Source organism: Niabella drilacis (genome assembly GCF_900101395.1).
Classification (GTDB): Bacteria; Bacteroidota; Bacteroidia; order Chitinophagales; family Chitinophagaceae; genus Niabella; species Niabella drilacis.
This window is the reverse complement of sequence record NZ_FMZO01000027.1, coordinates 1-21887: the sequence shown is the minus strand read 5'-3', so window position 1 is coordinate 21887 and position 21887 is coordinate 1. Positions and strand designations below refer to the sequence as shown.

13 protein-coding genes and 1 pseudogene are annotated in these 21887 nt (G+C 49.8%); 13 read left to right on the top strand and 1 reads right to left on the bottom strand.

Annotated elements, in window-relative coordinates; translation table 11 throughout:
- Positions 1-2: 2 nt before the first annotated feature.
- From BLS44_RS24750 to BLS44_RS24690, 13 genes are all read left to right on the top strand, one after another.
- Entirely contained in the window at positions 3-590 is a 588-nt protein-coding gene (locus tag BLS44_RS24750; RefSeq protein ID WP_090393448.1) for a Crp/Fnr family transcriptional regulator, read from the top strand.
- A gap of 550 nt (positions 591-1140) precedes the next feature.
- Complete coding sequence (locus BLS44_RS24745; RefSeq protein ID WP_090393447.1) at positions 1141-4098, top strand: TonB-dependent receptor plug domain-containing protein; 2958 nt, start codon at positions 1141-1143, stop codon at positions 4096-4098.
- A gap of 19 nt (positions 4099-4117) precedes the next feature.
- Positions 4118-5668, top strand: coding sequence for a RagB/SusD family nutrient uptake outer membrane protein (locus BLS44_RS24740; protein ID WP_090393446.1), 1551 nt, complete (start codon positions 4118-4120; stop codon positions 5666-5668).
- 14 nt (positions 5669-5682) lie between these two features.
- Entirely contained in the window at positions 5683-6405 is a 723-nt protein-coding gene (locus BLS44_RS24735; protein ID WP_090393445.1) for a hypothetical protein, read from the top strand.
- Between the two features lie 12 nt (positions 6406-6417).
- Positions 6418-7467 carry a DUF5007 domain-containing protein gene (locus BLS44_RS24730; protein WP_218127815.1) on the top strand — a complete coding sequence of 350 codons (1050 nt, stop codon included), beginning with the start codon at positions 6418-6420 and terminating at the stop codon, positions 7465-7467.
- A 9-nt stretch (positions 7468-7476) separates the two neighbouring features.
- Positions 7477-10701, top strand: coding sequence for a SusC/RagA family TonB-linked outer membrane protein (locus tag BLS44_RS24725; RefSeq protein WP_090393443.1), 3225 nt, complete (start codon positions 7477-7479; stop codon positions 10699-10701).
- A 10-nt stretch (positions 10702-10711) separates the two neighbouring features.
- A complete protein-coding gene (locus BLS44_RS24720) occupies positions 10712-12253 on the top strand; it encodes a RagB/SusD family nutrient uptake outer membrane protein (protein ID WP_218127814.1) in 1542 nt (513 codons plus the stop codon).
- 28 nt (positions 12254-12281) lie between these two features.
- Positions 12282-13052, top strand: a complete 771-nt coding sequence (locus BLS44_RS24715; protein ID WP_090393442.1) for a hypothetical protein — start codon at positions 12282-12284, stop codon at positions 13050-13052.
- A 23-nt stretch (positions 13053-13075) separates the two neighbouring features.
- Entirely contained in the window at positions 13076-14734 is a 1659-nt protein-coding gene (locus tag BLS44_RS24710; RefSeq protein ID WP_143019924.1) for a DUF5008 domain-containing protein, read from the top strand.
- A 55-nt stretch (positions 14735-14789) separates the two neighbouring features.
- Complete coding sequence (locus tag BLS44_RS24705) at positions 14790-16541, top strand: DUF4983 domain-containing protein (protein WP_090393440.1); 1752 nt, start codon at positions 14790-14792, stop codon at positions 16539-16541.
- A complete protein-coding gene (locus BLS44_RS24700) occupies positions 16541-18577 on the top strand; it encodes a M60 family metallopeptidase (RefSeq protein ID WP_090393439.1) in 2037 nt (678 codons plus the stop codon). The genes BLS44_RS24705 and BLS44_RS24700 overlap by 1 nt, the downstream gene beginning before the upstream one ends.
- 53 nt (positions 18578-18630) lie before the next feature.
- Positions 18631-20364 (top strand): alkaline phosphatase family protein, encoded by a 1734-nt coding sequence (locus BLS44_RS24695; protein WP_176954549.1) that lies wholly within the window; start codon positions 18631-18633, stop codon positions 20362-20364.
- Positions 20365-20902: 538 nt separating this feature from the next.
- Positions 20903-21382: a hypothetical protein gene (locus BLS44_RS24690; protein WP_090393437.1), complete on the top strand. Its 480-nt coding sequence runs from the start codon at positions 20903-20905 to the stop codon at positions 21380-21382.
- 321 nt (positions 21383-21703) lie between these two features.
- Here BLS44_RS24690 and BLS44_RS24685 read toward each other — a convergent pair.
- Positions 21704-21887: pseudogene (locus BLS44_RS24685) on the bottom strand (D-aminoacylase); the annotation flags it as partial.

The following is a 21887-nucleotide window of genomic DNA, read 5'->3' as shown; positions in this document are numbered from 1 at the left end:
TTATGAACATGGAAACGCAGTTCCTGTTGGAAAATATCAAGAAGCATGTAGCGCTGACGCCGGCGGAGGAAGAAAAGCTGGCGGAAGTTTGCCTGGTAAAACAGGTAAAGAAGAAACAGTTCTTTCTCCAGGAAGGAGAAGTGCAGCGCCACCTTGTATTTGTGGTAGAGGGATGTTTAAGAAGTTATTCAGTGGATGAAAATGGTTTTGAGCACATCCTGCAGTTTGCCCCGCCCGGATGGTGGATCAGCGATATGCGCAGTTCGCTGGAGCAAACACCTGCTTCCCTAAATATTGATGCGGTAGACGATAGCCAGGTTATATTGATCAATATCGGCGATCTGCAGCGCCTGTATAAAGAGATTGCCTTTCTCGATCGTTTTTTCCGCATCCTTTCCGAGCGGTCCATTGCCACCCACCAGCACCGGCTGATCGACTCCCTGAGTCTTACGGCAAAACAGCGCTATACCAGCTTCTGTCGCCAATACCCTTCACTCATTACCTGTCTCCCCCAAAAATATGTAGCTTCTTATATTGGCATTACGCCCGAGTTCCTGAGCAAAATGCTGAAGGAGCCCATAAAGAAATAATTGAACCTGTTAAATTGCGCTCACGATCTGTTAAAATCCGGCTATCGGAGGGGTCCCGCATACGCTACTTTTGTCATCTGTTCTTGTTTAATGAACAGCAATTTTCAATAGGGGGTTTTAATTAATGAGAAGTATTCAAAGTGTTAAAAAAAAATTTTCCACATCAATTTTTTGTCAGATTTAACACTTATACAACCGGTTGCATAAAATTTTCTTAAAGAAAAATGATTTGTGCAAACGGTTGCATCAAAAAAAAATATTTTTAATTCAAAATTGCCCCTATCTTAGTCGGGTAATTGTGCAAAACACAATTTATTAAATCAAACATAGCTAAGAAGAGAATGTACAGGTTGTTTGCCACAGCTACAAAGTTTTCTTATTCCGTGAAGATGCTTCATGTTTGAGGGGGCCTGACGGAGTGTAATCGATTACATTCTGACAGGCGAAAGGAGACGTTTTTTATTACTCTTGTTGTGTCCGTTGTCATTGTACAAATGGAGTGCAGCAATAGGCGGGTGTATATTGTTTATAACCAAATTATACATAACATATGAGGATCGGGTTTATAGGTAATTTGAGAAGGGGATCGTTACTGGCGGTATTGCTGATGGCTTGCTGTGTTGTGTTTGCACAGGAGGACTCAACGGCTACTGCCGGGGATAGCGTAAAGCTGAAGGCAACGGCAGGTATAACGCTTGCTGCTGCTGATGCCGATTCTGCAGACATCTCTGTCAATAAAGTACCCCTTAAATTTATTCAGAAGCAGCCGTATGTGTCGGTGCAGCAAATGCTGAAAGGCAATGTAGCCGGTGTGTATGTGCAGGAGCCCAGTGGCGAGCCGGGTACAGAGCAGAATATCTTTGTACACGGTATCGGGGCACCCTTGCTGAATAAAAAAGACCTGTTTGAGCAGCAGGCAGCCGTTTTTATAAACGGTATTCCCCTCATAAGGGAAAATCCCTTTGCGTATGAGGTACAGAAATTTGATATTAACCGGATAGGGCCTGCTACCAACCTTTATTCGATCCTGAATGCTGACAATATCAAGTCGATAGAAGTCATTAAAGACCCGGCCTCCCTGGGCTTCCTGGGCCCGATGGCGGCTAATGGCGCCATCTGGATCACTACAGAAAATGCGCGTCCCGGGAAAAGCACGTTCAGCGTAAACGCGTATACCGGGGTGGTGCCGGCTGAGAAAGTAACGCCGCTGAACGCCAACTACGAGAACCAGTTCCGGACGCCTTTTTATGACCGGTACGCCACGCTTAACGATCGCCTGAGATACCCCGCTTTTTTAAGAGACTCCACTAACGCCAACTACTATGGCCCTTCAGACTGGACGGATCTTTATTACAAGAATACACCGGTATATGCAGCAGATTTCAGCCTGTCCGGCGGGGTTGAAAGGGCCAATTTCCGGTTCTTTGGAAGTGCTATGAAGAATGCGTCGGATGTCGACAACACTTCATTATCGCGCTATGCGGGCTCCTTCTTTATCAATGTGGCCCCGGTAAAATGGCTGATGGTTTCCAGTATGATCAATTTTACCCGGTTGGCGCGGGAGCGTAACCGCAATATCCGGGATCGCATTGCCGAACAGGGCTATATCCCAGACCTGACCAACCCGCTTACCCCCAATAAATCCGTTTATGGTTCTTACCTGGGTGAGTTTGGCAAAGTGGTGGACGATAATATCTCCAACAGCATACAGGGTTACCTGGCCTTATCGGCCAATATCGGCAAAGTGAATTACGACGGGCGCCTGGCTTTTGATTATAACGAAAACATGCGGGATGCTTTTTGGCCCACCACCCTGCTGGAGGGAAACAATTTTGTATCCGCTTATTTTGGCTATAACCAGCGGATATTGCTTTCCAATACCCTGGGCTATACTTTTGATTTTTCTCCCAAACAATCCCTCACCATCAAGGGTGGTCAAAGTGTTACATCCGACGTTAATAAATATGAGTATGCTTCCGGTTTTAACGGTCCCAATGATTTTATCAAGATCAATATGGTAAATGGGGATCCCAGTGCTTCGGACTACCTGATTCCCAAGGGCTTCCAGGTTAAATATTATCCCGCCCGTATGGAATCGGCGCTGGTATCCTTTTTTGGGAATGCAATATGGAAAATGGGGGATGCGCTCAGCTTTAATGCGATCGTAAGACGCGATGGCTCTTCCTTTATGCAGCCGGACAGCCGCTGGTTTACCAGCTATAGCGGGGCATTGGAATGGAATATTACAGAACACCTGCTTACACCGGGTAAAACGCTGAGTGCTTTAAAGATGAATGCCTCCTGGGGCCGGCTGGGCAAATTGCTTTCAGACGACCGCTTTTCCGGGGGGGCCATTTACCGGGTGGATATGGGCTGGAGCGGTGAGCCGGCCATGGGCTCCTATGTAGGCATACCGGGGCTTACAAGACCCTATACCTCCGGATGGGTGGGGTACGGTATGCCCTGGGCCTATAACGACAAGCTGATGGTGGGGTTGAACGCAGGCCTGCTGGACAACAGGATACAGGCCGGTGTTGCCGTGTATAACCGGGATGACAAACAAACATTACTGCCGATACCGGTAGCCTCCGAATGGGGATATACCGGGGTGTATAAGCCGGGTCTGGTGGTGAATAATAAAGGACTGGATCTTTCGGTAAACGCCAGCATCCTGGAAGAAAGAGCCGGAAAGCTGGGATGGGTGTTCAATGCCAACTTAAATTATAACCGGAACGAGGTAACGGCGCTGCCGGATGGTTTGCAGGAGCTGGTGCTGGGCACCAGCAAGCTGGAAACAGGAAAACCGGTAGATGCCTTCTGGATGTTTGAAAACAACGGGATCTATGCCAGCGATAACGAAGTGCCGCTGAATCCCAATACCAACAAGCCCCTGAGCTACCGGGGCATGGCACTGAAGGCGGGTGACCCGCGCTGGACCGATCAGAACAATGACTATGTGATCGATGAGAAGGATAAAGTGCTGGCTGGTAATTATATGCCAAAACTTTCCGGTGGTTTTGGAAGTACGCTGACCTATGGGGCCTTCAACCTGGATTTCCAGTTCTACTATGTGGGCGGGCGTAATGTCCTGAACCAGTATGCGGCCAACCGGCTGGATTTTGTGAACGTGGAAGCCAACAATGATATCAACTCTGTTAAGGAAATAACCTTCTGGGAAAAGAAGATGGATCTTTCCGGTTATCCCCAGTATAATCCCTGGAGTTCTGTGTTGCCCTACCGGGCCGACCAGGACCTGTTCCTGGATAACGCATCATTCCTCAAGCTCCGTACGGTTTCGCTGGGGTATGATTTTTCAAAAGCAAAGAACCCTTCAAAGTTCTTTGAAAAATTCAGGCAAAGCCTGGTTTATATTACCGGAACCAACCTGCTCACTGTTACAAAATTCAAGGGTGATGATCCGGAGCTGGCAGATTACAATGGTGTCTATACCGGCTTTGGACTGCGGATGCCCCGTTCTGTGATCGTTGGGTTCAGGTTAAATTTTTAAATAGATTAAAAACATCGGAATGTTATATAAGCTGAAATTTGTTTTTACTGCAGTGCTTTTTGGCAGCCTCCTGTTTTCCTGTAATAAGATCCTCGACAAAAAATCGTCGCGCATCGCTGATGAGGAGGGCTCCTGGCAAAGTTTTGAGAATGCAAGAAGTGGCCTTATCGGGATCTATGGCCTGTTTCGGGCAGCGCTGGCCGATAATAATGCGCACTGGATGTGGGGTGAGCTGAGGGCCGGGGATTTCAGATCGGTATCCCGCCAGGATCTGAAAGCAGTGGTAGACGGGGAGTTGACAGCCGCCTATCCCTTGCTGGAAAAAGTGGCCAACTGGCGCCGGTTTTATGCAGTGATCAATGCCGCTAATGTTTTTATTGAGCGGGTTGAGGGATGCATGGCAGACAAGCGGTATACCGAAGCTTATTATAAGCTGGATATTGCACAGGCCCGGGCCCTGCGCGCCTTTGCCTACTTTTACATGGTACGCATCTGGGGTGATGTGCCATTCACGACCTCCTCCGGTGATGGCGGTAATTTTGAAGCCCTGCCCCGTACCGACAAAAACAAAATTCTTTCCTTTGCGGAACAGGAGCTGATCGCTGCAGCAGATAACCTGCCTTATCTTTATTCAGGATCGGACCCGGAACAAAAATTTCCGCCCAACTATTATGGCTATGGCCAAGGCACCTGGCTCAACGCCCCGGTTACCCGCCTGGCAGCTTATGCCCTGCTGGCCCATATTGCCGCCTGGAAGGGACAGTATACAGAGGTGGTGATCTATACCGACTTTATTGAGAATAATTTTTCAAAGAGCAATGTTTCCGCCAGTTCGGTGGCCTTTATTACATCGCCTTCCGGGCTTTTTTCGGGAGATGCAACGGATAATTACCGGCAGTTGCTGGGGTTCCGGTTCCCGAAGAACCAGAAGGAAACCACGATCACCGGCCATATTGAGCAACTGGCACTGGCTAATACAGTGAATTTTGCCATGTCGAAACAGCTGCCGGATATTTATGTGCCCAAGGATGTGATCGCTGAACTGTTCCCATCCGCCGCCGGTAATGACGACCGTTTTGGTTATGATAACCGCTATACTCCCCCTTTGTTGTACACCACTTATTTTGAAAACTACAATGCGGAGATCCCGGTTTTCAAAAAGATAAGGGTGCTGGACGGTGGTACGGGTACCGGAAGCTACGCGGTGTTTAACTCTTCCATCATTTTTACCCGCCTGGAAGAGCTGCGGCTGCTGAGGGCAGAAGCCTATGCTGCCATCGGCGACGACGGGAAGGCGCTTACTATTTTAAACTCATTAAGAAGTAACCGTAACCTGAAAGCCGTTTCGCTTTCGGAGAATGGGGATGTGCTGAAGGATATTTTTGACGAACGCCGCCGGGAGCTGATGGGAGAAGGCTGGCGCTGGTACGATATTGTACGCTACAATCGCATCCGCAGGAATGATCCGGAATTTAACAAGCTCCTGGATAATGACGGTATCTACTGGCCTGTTGCCCAGGATGTGCTGACCCGGAACCCCGAGCTGAAACAAAATACCTACTGGAAATAAAAAATTGTAAGACAATGAAGGATCTGCTGTATACATTTTTGAGGCGAAAAAGAGCCGCCTGGCTGCTGTTGCTGGCACTGGGGTATGCCGGCTGTACAAAAACAGATAACCGTTACCGTGATGATAAGCCCACAGCGGGTAAGTTTGCCGGCACGGCTTATGAATACCTGCAATCGCAGCCCGGCCTCTATGATTCCATGCTGCTGGCCATCAGCCGGATCAACGGCCTTAGCGATACGCTTAAAACCAGGGAGCTTACCCTGTTTGCGGTCAACAACCGGAGCTTTTCGCTGGCCATCGGCAACATCAATATAGCCCGGAGAGATTCGGTGCCCCAGATGCCGCCCGTTTCCATTGCCAGTATGGACCCTGTTGTGCTGGATACTTTTTTATGCCGCTATTTTGTGAAAGACAAGCATCATTCTGCAGACCTGCGCCATACCACCGATGGTGTTTTCCTGCCCACGATGAAATACAACTTTGATATGCAGCTGCAGCTGGGGTATTCTGATGCTTCGGGCTATGTGGGCGGAGGGCCGCTCTCCGTTATTTTCAGCTACCCCGGTTCAGACAGCACCAAGAAGATCTTTACCCGTTACTGGACCCGTGTAAACACCATGGTGGTAGATATAGAGGCAAAGAACGCGGTGATCAACCTGCTGCCGCCGGGCCATGATTTTGGTTTCGGATCCGATTTTGTAAGGGCGATGAACCGGAGAGACCCGATAATTCAATAACCAGCAATCATCATGACACAAGAAAGATATATGTACAAGAGATTAACATTCGCATATTGGACGGGCCTGGCTGCATTAGTGCTTTTGGCAGTGTCGTGCAGCAAGAACCTGCCAAAGGAGAGAGAGAATGTAGGGGACAACAGCCGGTTTACCACCACTGTGTTCCAGCCGGTTTTGGGGCGGACCACTTTTTTCCAGGATAACTTTTTTAAAGGAACCACTACGTTCCCGGCTACGTTCAAGATCGTAAACCCGCGGCGCTGGAATGGCCTGCCCGCACCCGAATTAACCGACATCTTCCCGGTAAAAGTATGGAAGGCGGCTTACGATGGTAACGAAAAATCAGTGGCCGAGATCGAAGCAAAAAGAGAGATCCAGTACCGGCCGCTCTTTGATATCGGGGAACATAGCGGAACCGTCACCATGTGGTCGGAGTCGCGGGCGGCGCTGATCAAACCCCAGCCCGACTCGGGGTACCGGTTTGATGTAGAGCTATCCAACTCCGGCGGTCGGAAGTACTTCAGGGATCTGAAGTTGCAGCCTTTTTACGAGCGGCCCTTTGAGCCCTCCAACCGGGATGCTATTACCGGGCAGCCGGTGTCCAACGGGGTATTTCCCAGCGGAATCAGGATAAAAGGCACGACCAAGGGCCGGTACCTGGGCCCTTTTGATATCCAGGTCTATATCCGTAAGGTAGACCGGCCCGGGCTTTCGGGCAATACGCTCACCTTCCGGTTCCTGGATACCCTTTTCAATCCCATAGACCCGGCCCGTTTTGCTACTACAGACTGGGCGCACCTGGTGCATGGGTTTAATATGCGTAAAACGGCCACCGAGGTTACTTATGATGTAGCCTATCCGCTGCCTGCTATTACTTTACCTACCAGGTATACCAATACGAATGGCGACCGGGCAAGTGTATGGTTCACCTTTGACCGCCTCGGTTTTGGCGGTTTTGCAGACAACGGTTTGCTGGCGCTCGACTTTGCTATTTATGAGCCCGGCAACTGGGAGATCGTATTTGCGTTTATAACGGATAATCCAAAATTTGACAACGATTAATTTCAGGATATGCACAGGATGTTGATGAGCATTAATAAACTATACGATATGAGAGCCATAGTGCACATAAGCCTTGTATTACTGCTGTTCGCTTTTCAAACAGAACGCGCATCGGCGCAGGGCACGGTAAAGGTTAGCGGAACGGTGATCGATGCCGATTCTCAAACACCCATGTCGGGGGTAACGGTATCGAGGGGGAAGGAAACCGCCCTGAACCATTTGGGGCAAACGGACTCTATAGGACGGTTTACCGTAAGTGTACCCATTGGCACGAATCTTATATTTTCCTCCATTGGTTTTGAAACAGTGACCCTGAAAGCGGGCAATGTGGTAGACAGCATGCGGGTGGTGATGAAGACCAAGGATAACCCGATGAACCAGGTAGTGGTGCAGGGGCTGCGGCAAACCAAAAGGGAGCTGGCAACGGGCTCCAGTGTTACCATCAGCGGTAAGGAGATCCAGGATATACCCGCCGGTAACGTAATGTCGCTGCTGCAGGGGCGTGTGGCCGGTGTAAATATCCAGAACAATACCGGTTCCCCGGGCGCCATGGGTACCATCAATATCCGGGGTAGTTCCAGCATCGGCGTGTCTTCAGACGGTATGTTAACGCCTACGTCCCCGCTGTTCGTGATCGATGGGGTGCAGGTAGATGTGAACTCCGGCTACCAGTATGGCTACCAGACCGGGTCTACGGGTATCAATCCTGTATCCCTGATACCGCCGGAAGATATTGAGTCGTTCGAGTTTTTGAAGGATGCCACGGCCACCTCCCAGTATGGTGCCAAAGCTACCTACGGGGTGATCATCATCACTACCAAAAGAGGGCGCTCCAAAGTGCCGGTAGTAGGCTATTCTGCGAATTTCTTTATGAACACCCCGCCCAGGTTGCGGCAGGTGCTGGGTGGCGCGGAGGAAAGAGCCATCCGTCTGCGTACCATCATGGATTATGATACCGCCTCGCCGGAGCGGTCGCGGCAGGAGATCAATCTGATCCCGTATTTAACGGATAGCCTGAACCCCTATTATAATAACTCTACCAACTGGCAGAAATATTTTTACGGCAACACCTTTAACCAAACGCATAATATTTCCATTTACGGAGGGGACAGGGTATTCAGCTATAAAACCAACCTGAACTATTATAAGGAGAACGGGATCATCCGCAATACCGGCTTTACGCGGTACAATATCAATATGAATGTGACCTATGAGCCAACCGAAAAATTCAAGATGATCGCCAGCCTGCAGGGAGGCCTGGGCACCAAGCAGAACGGAAGCGGCGTAGGCCTGTTTCAGACAGGGGTGGCTTCCGGGGCCAACGCCTCATCGCTGTTGCCGCCGCCCACACTTTTTTCAGACAACAACAGTGTGCTGAGCTCGGAGAGTATCCGGGATCATAATAAAACGTCGAATATCCTTTCCAACCTGGTTATCCGGTACCAGCTGCTGCAGGGACTCCAGCTGCAGAATGACCTGGGCTATGGATTCAACTCCGGAACCTCGGACCGGTTTACCCCATCGTTTCTGAATAATGGTTCTTCCAGGGCGGAGAATTATAACGATCGTAACTATTCCTTAACCAACCGTACAATGCTCAGCTATGTAAAGTCATTTGGTGGTGAGGAAAAAGCACACATGGTAAGTGCCTATATGTTTAATGAAGTATCAAGTTCCGGGGCAAAGGCCAATACCATTTTCCTTTCGCAAACTCCGGATGACCAGGTCGAGGGCCCCATTGGCGCCAATGGGGGAAACTCCAAAGGGGGAACCACCAACATGACAGACAGCCGGCAACATGGCTATGGCGGAACCGTAGAGTACAACTATATGTCAAAATATGTCCTGAACTTTGGTTACCGGCTTGACGGAACTTCCATCAACGGCCCTTCCCGGGGCTATACCCAAAGCCCTACTGTAAGCGGCCGCTGGAACTTTGGCAAGGAAAGCTGGTTTAAAAATGTTTCCTGGCTCAGCTATGGGGGCATCAGGATGGGATGGGGACGGAATATACGGCCCAGCGGGAACATTTTTAATGTGTATGGAAAGTACATTTACGGACCCCGGTATAACAATGACCCCACAGTTACCATTGACTTTGGAAATATCCCCAGTCCTGAATTTCTGCCCGAAATTGGCTCAGATATTACCGGGGCGCTCGAACTGGGGTTGTTCCAGAACCGGGTGGAAGTGAGTTTAGAGCCGTACTACCGTTCCAACGATAACCAGATCATTGATATTGACCTGAACAATACCAATGGCTTTTCGCGTAAGGCAACCAATACCGGTAGCCTGGTAAATCAGGGTATTGACTGGACCTTTACCTTCCGGATCTTTAAGCCGGAAAGGCCGTTGCAGTGGACGGTACGGTTAACGGGTAACTATAATAAGGGCACACTGACCCGTCTTCCGGATGGGAGCAGGGAGTTATTGCAGGGGATAAGTGGGTCCGTTCCCGTTATTAAACGCCTGGGCCGCAATCCTATATCCAACCTGCTGTACTATACCCAGGGAGTGTATGCCAGCACGGCCGATGTTCCTGTAAATCCCGCCACCGGTAAACGCCAGCAACTGGGTATCGGGTCCGGGTTCTATTTCCAGGCGGGTGATCCCCGGTGGACGGATGTGAACGGGGATTATATCATTGACGAAAAAGACCTGCAGCCCATCGGCAACCCCGAGCCCCTGTTCTTTGGCGGTCTTTTAAATGAATTTATGCTGAACCGGTCGCTTTCCTTAAGCATTAATATGGCCTATGTGTATAAACGGGATCTTTTGAATACCGTAACCGCTTCTGATCTTCAGCGATACACCCGGCCTCTTTATTTTGATGTAAGCGGCGGCGGTTCGCTCACACCGATTGACCAGTATAATTACTGGAAACCCCTGAATGCGGACCGGTCCGTGGGCACTGAAGGCGCCAAATACCCGAATCCCTTTGATTTTCGCAGGGCGGGTACCCTGGACCCCTTCCGTACCAACCAGACCCTGTTTATGGAAGATGGTTCTTATCTGAAAATAGGCTCCATTGTATTGGGGTACATGGTGGATCGTAACTTTACACAACGTTTTGGGATTTCGCAGCTCCGGGTTACGTTAACGGCCAATAATGTGTATACCTTCTCCAAATACAGCGGACCCAACCCGGAAAATGTTACCTCGCTGGGAAGGGATGTTTCCGGTGGATATCCCTCTGCGCGTAGTTATGCGGCGGGTATTAATGTTCAATTTTAAAAACAGTGCGATGATGAAAAAAGCCTTATATATTATTTTGATCGGGTGGGTGCTGCTGGGCAACCTAGGCTGCAAGAAATTCCTGAGCCTGAACCCGCCCAGCGATCTTTCCGGTAACAATTTCTGGCGCAATAAATCGGATGTGGAGCGGTATACCAACGGGTTGTATGAGCTGTTCCGCGAGGCCGTGTTCCGCCCGGATATGACAGCGCCTTCCGGTGCCGGCGAATTTCCGTTCCTGTGCTGGACGGGCGACCTGAGGGGCGCTCCCCTGGTGCACCCCGGCGGCGGAAGGGAATATTTCGGGTACCTGACCAGCAATAACATCAAAGCAGTTGTAAATTACAGTGTTGACTTTTGGAATACCAATCGCTTTACCCAGTGGGACCGTTTTTTTAAGACCATCGCATCGGCCAATATTGCTATTGACCGGATCCCGGGTATTGATGACCCCTCTATGTCGGATGCAGACAAAGCCCGGTACCTGGGCGAGGCGGCCTTTATGCGCAACCTCTGCTACTTTTTTATGATACGGATCTATGGCGATGTACCCTATTACACAGAACCCTATTTTAACGGCAGCCTGAGGCGGGCGCCGATGGCCGAAGTCCTGAAAAGCTGCTCGGCCGACCTGGACCAATACCGCAAGGGCCTGCCCTGGACCTATGATAACCCGGCCCTGCTGGCGGTAAGGGCCATGCGGGGGTCTGCCATTGTACTGCAGATGCACATCAATATGTGGCTGGCTGCTTTTGACGAAACCAACCAGGAGACTTATTATAAAAAGGTAGACGCGCTGGGCGATGAGCTCTGGAACGAGGGGGGCAAGCAGGCTTATGAACTGCTGCCGCTGACCCGTACCAAGGAGATCTTTAAAGGCCGCAGCCGGGAGGGACTTTTTGAAATACCCCAGAATGTGAACTACGGGGAGTCCTTTGGCTGGAGCGCTTTTTCGGATAATGTGCTGTATGCGCCCTATAAGCGGGCGGGTATTACGGAAAGCTATATTTACTACATCCCCGACTTTATGTATGAGCTCTATCCCCAGGATAAGCCGGACCTGCGCAAGACGGCCTGGTTTAACCCCGCTACCATGTACAGCGGCACCGGTAAATTCATTATGCTTAAATATGCAAACGTATTTGCCAACGAAAACGCGGAGGATGTGAACCCGGATGATAACCAGATCGTGTTTCGCCTGCCGGATGTAAACCTTTTGCAGGCAGAAGCCCTTACGCACCTGGGCGACCGGGGCAAGGCCCTCCGGCTGGTGAACGAGGTAAGGGCCCGCGCCGGTGCAACGCCCTTCCTGGATGATGGAGAAGAGACGCTGCTGGACAATATCTTTTATGAACGCTGCCGCGAGTTTATGGGCGAGGCGCAGTACTGGTATGATGTGGTGCGTACCAAACGGATCACCAACCTGCAGTACCGCTATGGTTTCCATTGCTCCGTGGAGCAGTTTAAGGCGGGCGCCTGGACCTGGCCCATTGATCCCGCCGCAAGAAACAATAACCCGGATATTGTCTTAAACCAGTACTGGCTCAACTAAGGATAAGGTATTTTATAAAAACCATGAAATGATTGAGATGCGTAATATATTGACCCGTTATTATTTGGTACTGGCAGCGTTGCTGGTATTGGGCGGCAGTTGTAAAAAAGACTATTACAGGGATACGGGCACCCTGTCCCCGGAGTTCAATGGTACCGTGCTGGAGTATCTCCGGTCGAGGCCGCATTATTTCGATTCCACCATAAAGATCATAAAGATGGCTGGGATGGAAAATGTATTCAATACGGAAACCATCACTTTTTATGCGCCCATGGACTCTACGGTGCGAGCCACCCTGGAGACAGTGAACGGTATCCTCGGATTCCAGGGGAAGCCCCCGGTAACCCGTATGGAGCAGATCAAACCGGCCGTTTGGAAAAAATACCTCTGCCGGTACCTGTTTAAAGGAGCCAAATCAATGAACGATTACCCCCAACTGGACCCGCAGAATCTTTCTGCCTTTTCCGGTCAGGTATACTCCTCTTACGACGGGCAGCTGATGAATGCCGGGGTGATCCAAATGAGTGCCGGCGGCGTAAAATATGCAGGCTACCGTTACCTGCAGCTGGCCTACATTCCCTCAGAAGCAGCCGCACGCGATTATTTCAGCTGGAGAAAGGTGGATGTAGCTTCGGTCAATATTAAGCCAACAAACGGCTACGTACATGCCTTGAGCAGTTATGCATCGGATGCTTATAACGATAATAATAGCGACGATCTGGTGGTTTATAATCTTGCTTTTTTTGGCTTTGATCCTTTTAATTTTTACCTGGATGCGGTCAATGCCGGGATCGAATAGTGTTTATTAAAAATAGAATTGACATGATGAAACATATTTGTTTTTTTCTCGCTTCCTTATTGCTTTTTTTCGGTTCCTGTAAAAAGGAGGATGTTAAGGCCACTGAGGTATACCCGCCTTCGCCCTTGCCCCTGGTTAAGTTTTTGGGCGACAAGCCCTCACCTGCCAGCGGGGGTGCGGGTATCGTAACCACTTTTGCGGTAAAAGGTCTGGATGGGAAAAAAGGGCAGTTCAAATTTTTTATCAACAAAATGGAAGCCGAAGTGGTGGCGGTAAGGGAGGATGCCATTGATGTAAAAGTGCCGGAAAACGCCAGCTCCGGCGGATCATCGATACTGATCAACAACGAGTACTATTTTGGCCCTTCCTTTATTGTAACCGGGAAGGTGTCGATAGACCCGAATTTTAACCCGGGAGCCTACCGGTCGAACGCGCCCATAAGAGGCATTTTTTCAAGAAGAGGATACGATAATTCACTGGTGGTTTACGGGGAGTTTACGGATTACAAGAATGCGGCTACGGCCAATGCAGCGGTGTCCCGTATAGCCGTTATCGATGGCAACGGCGACTTTGTAACCGGGGATGAACGGTTTGAGTTGGGCAAAACAGGCTTTGACGGTCCGGTAACATCGGTAGCAGAAACTCCGGACGGAAAATACCTGATCGCCGGTACCTTTTCCAGGTGCGACACCATCAACAACCTGGGCGGTCTGGTTATTTTTACCGGCCGGAACGGGGCGCTGGAGCGTACTTCCGTAGATGTTATAAATCCGGATCCGGACAATCACCCGGAAGACAGTAAGGCCCTGGTGCCCATCTTCAACGCACAGCTTCAGAGCTTTGGAGGCGGTTTCCTGAGCGGGGTCACCAACCTGTTTTATAAAGAAAACGAGGGCCGGTATACCTACACTGCGTTTGGCAACTTTAACCGCTATGCCAGTGTTTTATACGAGCGGTCCACCAGATACAGCTACCAGTACGATTATGTAATTTCCGACCAGCTGGTGCAGATGAAACACGGCGGAGAATTTGATTCTTCCTTTAACTATGATCCTATCCTGAAAAAAGGGTATGAAGCGGGTAACGGGTTTGTCACCGACGCTATCCGTCTGCCGGATGGAAGCTTTATCGTAGTAGGCAGCTTTACCACGTTTAACAAAAAAAGGGTGAATTATATTACGAAGATCGATCCCGCTACCGGGCTGGTGGATGAAAGCTTTAATGCCGGCCAGGCTGGCGCCGATGGGGCTGTTAGCCGGATCACCTACAATAGCACCACTCATAAAATGTTACTGACCGGTGGGTTCAAAAATTACAATGGCCAGCCGGCCAACGGGGTGGTAATGATCAATGAGGACGGCAGTGTGGATTCCGGCTTCCAGCTCAAAGCTATCGACGGTACGGGCATCTCCTATGCCGGGCAGCTGAGAGACGGGCGGGTCATTATTTCCGGCGGGTTCTCCAAATACGATGGCATTGTAAGGGAAGGGATAGCCATCCTGAAAGCCGATGGATCCCTGGCGCCCGGCTGTAATGCCATGGGAATGTTCAGCGGCAGCATTTCCGCCATACTGGAGCGCCCCGATGTGAGTGGCTCTAAAGTGCTGTTTATTGTAGGGGATTTTAACCGGTTTGATAACAAAGAAGTGGGGAATATCGTAAAAATAAGGATTGCTCCCTAACCCTTGCCGGTGTAAGGAAAATTAAAATAATGAATATCATAAATCATTACGGAAGATGCGTACTTTTTATACCAGGAATGTAGCCGCTTTGCTATTGCTGTTAGGAACCACCATGGTGGCCTGCAATAAGCCGTTTCTCAATCCGCTGGATGGGGGAGCGGGCAAAGATGATGCGGTGATTGCCCGCAAAGTATTAGTGATAGAAGTGGATGGAGGTGTTGGAAGCGAAGTGCAGGCCATTAACCCGCCCACCCTGAACAACCTTACCAGTTTTTCCATGTACACATGGGATGGTTTATCAAATAGCGACAATATTGAGCAAACCAATGCCCTGGGCTGGGCTACCCTGTTAACAGGGGTAAACAGTGCCAAGCATAAGGTAACCGGCAATGATTTTGCTACCAATGATTTTGCGCAGTACCCCAGTCTTTTTACCCGGATCAAAGCCTTTAATCCTGCTGCCCGCACCGTATCGTTCAGCAGCTCAGCCCTGATCCCCGACGGAGTGGCAAAGGATGCCACCGAAAAAAAGGCATTGGCCTCCGATGCCGAAACAAAAAATGCGGCCATTAACGAGCTTAAGAGCCAGAACCCTGCCTTTATGTTTGTGCAGCTGGGCGATGTGGATGCTGCTGGCCGTGCCGGATCTTATACGGCCGACGATGCGGGCTACAAAGCAGCTGTGCTCAGCACTGATCAATACATCGGCGAAATTTTAGAAGCGCTGCAGGCGCGCGCCTCCTACAAAACAGAGAGCTGGATGGTGATCATCACTTCCAACAAGGGCAGCAATACCGCCTATGACCCGGGATCCGGCTACTGGTATGCGTTTAATGATAAACGCCACAATACCTTCTTTTTTTCCTTTAACCTCCGCTTTGTAAGCAAAATGTACAGCAAACCGGAGGGGGGGGTGCCCTATGGAGGTAAAGCGCCTCAGTACAATGGTACCCAAAACAAAAATCAAAGAGCCCGGGTCTTTAATGATGGCGGCTTGTACGATATGGGGACCACCGGCAGCTATACCATACAGTGCAAAGTGCGGATCCCTAATGGAAGCTATGGGTACCCCGCTTTTTTATCAAAACGGCAGGGTTTTTCCGGGGGGAAAACAGGATGGGTATTTTTCCTCGAAGGCAATTACTGGCAGATCAACTTCGGGCGTACCACGCCCAATACCAGCAACCGGCAGATCCGCGGCCATGCCATCTCCGATGGCAAATGGCATGCTTTAACCGCCGTAATCAAACAGGAAGGCGCCGCCCGCAACGTGTACACCTACACCGACGGGGTGCTTTACGATGGCGTATCCATGGCGAACCGGAATATTACGGACTGGGGCAACCTGAACAGCCCGGAACCGCTTACCGTGGGTAACCTGATACCGGATAATAATACAAATCTAGGCGACTATCTCGTAACGGATATCCGGCTTTATAATACTGCACTGCCCGAAAGCTATATCAGTGGTAATTATTGTAAGACCGAAATTGCCGCGGATGATCCTTATAATGACTATCTTCTCGGGTTCTGGCCTGGCACCAGCCCCATAACAGAGGACAACAAGGTGCTGCTGCCAGATCTCAGCAAGCACAAACAGCCCTTTACATTAAGTACCTACAGTCCCACCGATTTTGTGGATGTAACAGATAAAGTGTGCCCCAAGGTTGATCCTACGGTGTACAAAACAGTACCCAATTCGGCCGATGTATCGCTCCAGGTATACCAGTGGCTGGGCATTGCGGTGCCGGATAGCTGGAAGCTGGACGGGCGCTACTGGATACCGGCCTTTAATGATTTGCAATAATGAATAAAATGAATATGATGCAGCGCATGAAAATATTTAAGAAATATATGCTGTTCCTGGTGCTGCCGGGGATCCTGATGATCTCCTGCCGTAAGAGCAGCCCGGGTATCAGCGAAGATGGCACGCAAAATAAGGGTGCAGACGGACCTTCTATTACTATCGATACTTCCATTGCCACCATCGATGCCAGCAAGTTCGACAAAGCCCGGGTATTTCCGGGGCTGGTTTGTAAGGAAGAGCCACGGGTGGAAGTGAGTTTGAACATGGACCTGAAGTATGAGTATGTGGCGGAATTTCTACGTACCAGCCGTCCCCCGGTTCCACAGTTCAGTACCGGCTTGTATGCGGCGCCCGGCGAACTGGTAATCATCGACATTCCCTCCACGGAATATTCCCTGTCTGTACAGGTAGGGGCCTGGACGGACGACCTGTCCTTTATCGCCAACTCGCTGCGGGATCCCGTAATTATAACCCGTAATCAGTTGGCGCCGGGGCGCAATTATGTACGCAATCTTTATGGCGGCCCCATTTATATTATACCGGCCCGGCCAGTTGAACAGCCTGTACCCATCAAATTCAGCAACGTGGTAAAATCGCCGGATTTTGTGCTGGGCGTTACTTCCAATGAAGACTGGAAGGCCGCTATTGCCGGTTCCTGCGTACCTTTTATTGAGCTGCGTTCCAAAAATATTGTATTTGTGGTGCCCCGCGAGTATTGCCTCCAGTATCCTATTGCCGATCCCAATGCACTGATGAGCGCCTGGGATAATGCCATCCTGGAAGATTTTTACAAATGGCAGGGGCTAGAGGAAAACCCGGTTGATGAAAGAGACCAGGCGCCCCTGCTGCCCTGGCGGGTGGTGCAGGATATACAGCCGGCAAGAGGGTATGCGCACTCCGGTTATCCGGTAGTAACGTATAATGACAAGGGATGGTTTGATGAGTTCACCAACCTGGATGCACTGAAAAAAGGCGGGGCCTGGGGTGTCTATCACCAGTTAGGGCATAACAACCAGCAGCCCCTTTACTGGAGCTGGAACAGCCTGGCGGAGGCCACCGGGTTCCTGTTTGCCTTTAAAGCAGCGCACCGCAATGAAGTGAATGACCCCCTGGCCTGGCCCCCAAAAAATGACAAGCTGGCTGCCAGCATGGAACGGGCCATCGCTTTTGCAAAGGACAGTACTATTTCGGTTAAATTGTTCAACGGATCGGACGAGCGCGTGAACGATCCATTTGCAAGGGTGACCCCCTTTGTACAGATCATCGATAAAATACCGGCCAACTGGGGATTCCCGGGTCAAAAGGATGGATGGGCTTTTATAACCGAATTGTATAAAAAATCCCGGAGGGCCAACCGGATCTCGCTCTCGGACCAGGATAAGCAGGACTTTTTCTACGAAACATTATGTAACTATACCAAACAGAACTGGAAGATCTTTTTCCAGCGCTGGGGTATTGCCATCAGCAATATTTCATTGGGTAAAATGGAGGACCTGCCGCTGATGACCCAGAAAATATGGGAATACAACCCCATTACCCGCACCGGTGGCGATGACTTCTTTGATCCGGATTTTTATGCCAAATCCAACTGGTCGATCCTGGCCTTTAGCTCCCAGGAACCCAATGGAGAAGGGCCTCCCAATGGGTTGGCAAGCGCTATTATTGATGGTAACATAAATACCTTCTGGCACCCGCAATGGCAGGCTGCTATCGGCACTGTGCCGCATTGGATTACCATCGACTTTGGCTCCCGCCTGAAGATCAACGGTATCCAGTTTGTTCAGCGCCAGACGAGCGGCGGATTTAGAAAGGTCAAGAACCTGACGCTGGAAACCAGTATTGATGCGGTAAACTGGACGACGGCTTCGGGTAGTCCTTACGCGCTTACGACGGATAATACCCCGCAAACTCTGGCCTTTAGCTCTACTGTTACGGCCCGGTACCTTCGCCTTTCGGTACCAACTATACAAGATACTTACGACCAAACAGCCGAGGGTTTCTGCTCTATGGCAGAAGTGGATGTAATAAAACCCTGAGGACAAGGGAGCCTGCAATAATGAAAAGACCAAAAAGTAAAATGAAGATCGTTATGAAACAAAATATAAAGTGGTTATTTTTTGCCGGTATGCTGGCGCTCACGGTTGGGGCGTGTACAAAATATGCGGATCCTCCTCCCGTTTTTGAAGACCTGTCCACAGGGGATAGCACCCAGGGGGGAGGGCGTAAAGTGCTGCTCATCGGCATCGATGGTGGGGTAGGACCTGCGTTTAAAGCCATTAAACCGCCGGCAATTACCGAACTGCTGAAGCACAGTAAATATTCTTTTGATGGCATTTCCGAAACGGCTACAACGGATGCGGCTACCTGGAAATCGATGGTAACCGGTGTATCATATGAGCTGCACGGGATCAGGGACAGCAGTTTTATTTATACCCCCCCTTCGGGTACGGATGAGCATAAAAACATAAAGACCTACCCGAGTTTCCTCAACTACCTGTTAACCTCCTCCAAGGGGCTTTTGAACACGGTAACGGTATCCTCCTGGAAGAGCTGGCTGGGTACATTATTGGCGGACTCTAAAAAGCAGATACAAACGGCGGATGATAAACAGGTGAAGGATTCTGCCGTGGCGCAATTAAAGAACGGGGACCCGGACCTGATGGTACTGGAGTTCAGCGGGCTGAACCAGGCGGGCAAGCAGGGCGCTTTTTCCGCTTCTGATCCCGGTTATAAGGATGCCGTTACAAAAATCGATGGTTATATAGGCGAGATCATGGCGGCCCTAAAGGCCCGGCCGGAATACAACAAGAAGGAAGACTGGCTGGTGATCGTGGTTTCCAATCACGGCGGTTCCGGCAATAAATATGGCGGCCCTACCGAGGCAGAGCGGAATATGTTCGCGCTTTATTATAACGAACAGTTAACCGGTTACGAGATCCAGAGCAGCAAGCGGACCGGGGTGCTTTTAAAAGGAACATCGGGCAATGGATTGGTAAATGCCAGCATTCCCAACGATAACGGGCTGTATAGTTTTGGAGACAAGCAGAATTTTACCTTTGAAATGAAGGTAAAGATCCCCACCAACCAGGGCTATGGTTATACCCGCTTTGCCGGTACCCAGGCACCTAACGGTGCTCAAACAGACCGGGGCTGGTATATTATGATGGCGCAAAAGAAATGGCGCGGAGCGGTAGGAAATCCTTTGAACAACGGATGGAAGGAGACCGAAGACTCGCCGCTTGAAATTGCCGATAACAAATGGCACACCCTTACTACGGTTGTGAAGATGGTTGGTGACAAACGGTATATGCAGACCTTTACGGATGGCCTTTCTTCGGCTCCCATGGAAATTACGGAACAGGGTAACCTTAATTCAACAGCACCCCTTCGGCTGGGATATATGTTTTCGAATGGGGCAGTGGATATTCCGATCTATTTCAGCGAGATCAAAATGTATAACGAAGCGCTTACGGAAGCCGAGATCAAGGCCGGGCTGTGTATCGCAGATATGGCACAACACCCGAAAAAGGACAATCTCATCGGCTACTGGCCGGCTAACGATGGTGTAGGAGCGGGTGCTGTGTTTAAGAATAAGGCGCCGCTTGGATATGATTTCAAGATCCAGGGCGATTATGCCTGGAGCTGGGTAGATGACAGTCCCTGTGCGCCCTTTGTTACAGGTCAGCAGCTGGCCCCCTTATTGCTTCGTACCCAGGATGTGGCTGCCCAGATCTTTTACTGGCTGAGGGTTCCGGTAAAAACGGAATGGAGTCTGGAGGGTAAAGAATGGTTATCCCAGTTTGACCGGGAATTTATCCGGTAAATAAAGGAAGTGAATACAAGAAATGGCTGCAGAAACTATAATTTCTGCAGCCATTTTAGTTGTTGGTATACGGATCTGATGGCAATTCAAAAGCATACTCCAGCGCTCGTTTCAATCATCCGGGCTGCTCCCACGTGTTACCGGTGGATTGCTGCTGTTGCAGGGCAAAAACACCGCTTATCAGGCATGCATATACCATGAAAATAGCATTAATAATAAGTAGTCAGGGCAAACGCATCTGATTTCAGCATTGTTCAGCTCCGGAGGAGCAGCGTGTTTATAGTAATCTGCTGTTTTATCAACCCGGCCCCTGTAGGAGCCGCGTGTTTGTTTGGCCCGAAATTTTACGCGGCTCCTACAGGAGCCGGCTTTTCCCTTTAATATCTTGCTATAAATACGAGGCACTTACAGTACCTGAAAATGCTCCTGGTGTGCTCTTTTCGCCCAATTTAGATGCGTTTGCCCTGAATAAGCAGTATACATACGAATATTCGTTAACTTTATAAAGTATTATCCTGTAAACTAAAATTTTATTGCCATGAAAAAACGTATTGTGCTCTTTACCGCTTTTTTTTGTCTGACTGTTATCACAAAAACCACCGCGGCCTCTGTATGGTGGCCAAAACCTTTATGGGGAAGTTGCCATAGTATAGTTGAGCAGGTGTCAGGCAACCACAGCAAGCTTCTTCTCACGTTCACTGCTGTTGTAGTAAATGAAACCACTACCTCGTCAGCCTATAATATGGCGCTGCAGCATGATTTCCCGGTAGGCTCTTTTTATCCAGGCGTTAACGATAGTACAAAGGTTTACCATGCTACTACCGGCTGGAAAACCTTTTATTTTGTAGGACCAACTACCGGGGATTATAAAGTTGTTGACCAATATGGAGTTGCTTATCATCCAAACGCAACAGGCCATTTGAACTTTCCGGTTTATGTGGACGGGTATGATATAGCGCATATTTACATCCGGTACAATTCGAGCAATTTTAGGGTGGGGACGCTGACCAGGAAATAGTAAACTCCATAGATGGCCGGTTCCCGTAAAAACGGAATGGGGCCTGGAGGGCAAAGAATGGTTGTCCCAGTTTGACCAGGAATTTATCCGGTAAAATAAAGAAAAGGATTAAAGGAAAGAAGCCGTCTCTTACAACAGGGACGGCTTCTTCTTTTTAGGTGTTGTGCGATGGGTTTATAACAGCCGCCTTATAATGAACCGGAATCAATTTTATTAAAATGCGTAATTACTAGTGGTTTGTGAGGACACAAACCACGGCCCACGCCACGGTCAGTGTCCTCACTGACCGAGAAAAGAAATAATTTTGATGCCGGCTTATTATTACAGGCCGTTGCGAAGCGTTTTTCCGTTTCTTTCCCCCGTATGCCGCCCCCGGTCCACGGTAACTTTCCCATTCACCAGCACATAGGCAAACCCGGTGGAGTAGGCATGGGGTTTTTCAAAAGTAGCGAGGTCCTGTACTTTTTCGGGGTCAAAGATCACAATGTCGGCCGCCATGCCTTCC

Excerpts from the sequence above, each read along its gene's own strand:
- BLS44_RS24750 (WP_090393448.1), top strand. The coding sequence starts at position 3 with ATGAACATGGAAACGCAGTTCCTGTTGGAAAATATCAAGAAGCATGTA.
- BLS44_RS24745 (WP_090393447.1), top strand. The coding sequence starts at position 1,141 with ATGAGGATCGGGTTTATAGGTAATTTGAGAAGGGGATCGTTACTGGCG.
- BLS44_RS24740 (WP_090393446.1), top strand. The coding sequence starts at position 4,118 with ATGTTATATAAGCTGAAATTTGTTTTTACTGCAGTGCTTTTTGGCAGC.
- BLS44_RS24735 (WP_090393445.1), top strand. The coding sequence starts at position 5,683 with ATGAAGGATCTGCTGTATACATTTTTGAGGCGAAAAAGAGCCGCCTGG.
- BLS44_RS24730 (WP_218127815.1), top strand. The coding sequence starts at position 6,418 with ATGACACAAGAAAGATATATGTACAAGAGATTAACATTCGCATATTGG.
- BLS44_RS24725 (WP_090393443.1), top strand. The coding sequence starts at position 7,477 with ATGCACAGGATGTTGATGAGCATTAATAAACTATACGATATGAGAGCC.
- BLS44_RS24720 (WP_218127814.1), top strand. The coding sequence starts at position 10,712 with ATGATGAAAAAAGCCTTATATATTATTTTGATCGGGTGGGTGCTGCTG.
- BLS44_RS24715 (WP_090393442.1), top strand. The coding sequence starts at position 12,282 with ATGATTGAGATGCGTAATATATTGACCCGTTATTATTTGGTACTGGCA.
- BLS44_RS24710 (WP_143019924.1), top strand. The coding sequence starts at position 13,076 with ATGATGAAACATATTTGTTTTTTTCTCGCTTCCTTATTGCTTTTTTTC.
- BLS44_RS24705 (WP_090393440.1), top strand. The coding sequence starts at position 14,790 with ATGCGTACTTTTTATACCAGGAATGTAGCCGCTTTGCTATTGCTGTTA.
- BLS44_RS24700 (WP_090393439.1), top strand. The coding sequence starts at position 16,541 with ATGAATAAAATGAATATGATGCAGCGCATGAAAATATTTAAGAAATAT.
- BLS44_RS24695 (WP_176954549.1), top strand. The coding sequence starts at position 18,631 with ATGAAACAAAATATAAAGTGGTTATTTTTTGCCGGTATGCTGGCGCTC.
- BLS44_RS24690 (WP_090393437.1), top strand. The coding sequence starts at position 20,903 with ATGAAAAAACGTATTGTGCTCTTTACCGCTTTTTTTTGTCTGACTGTT.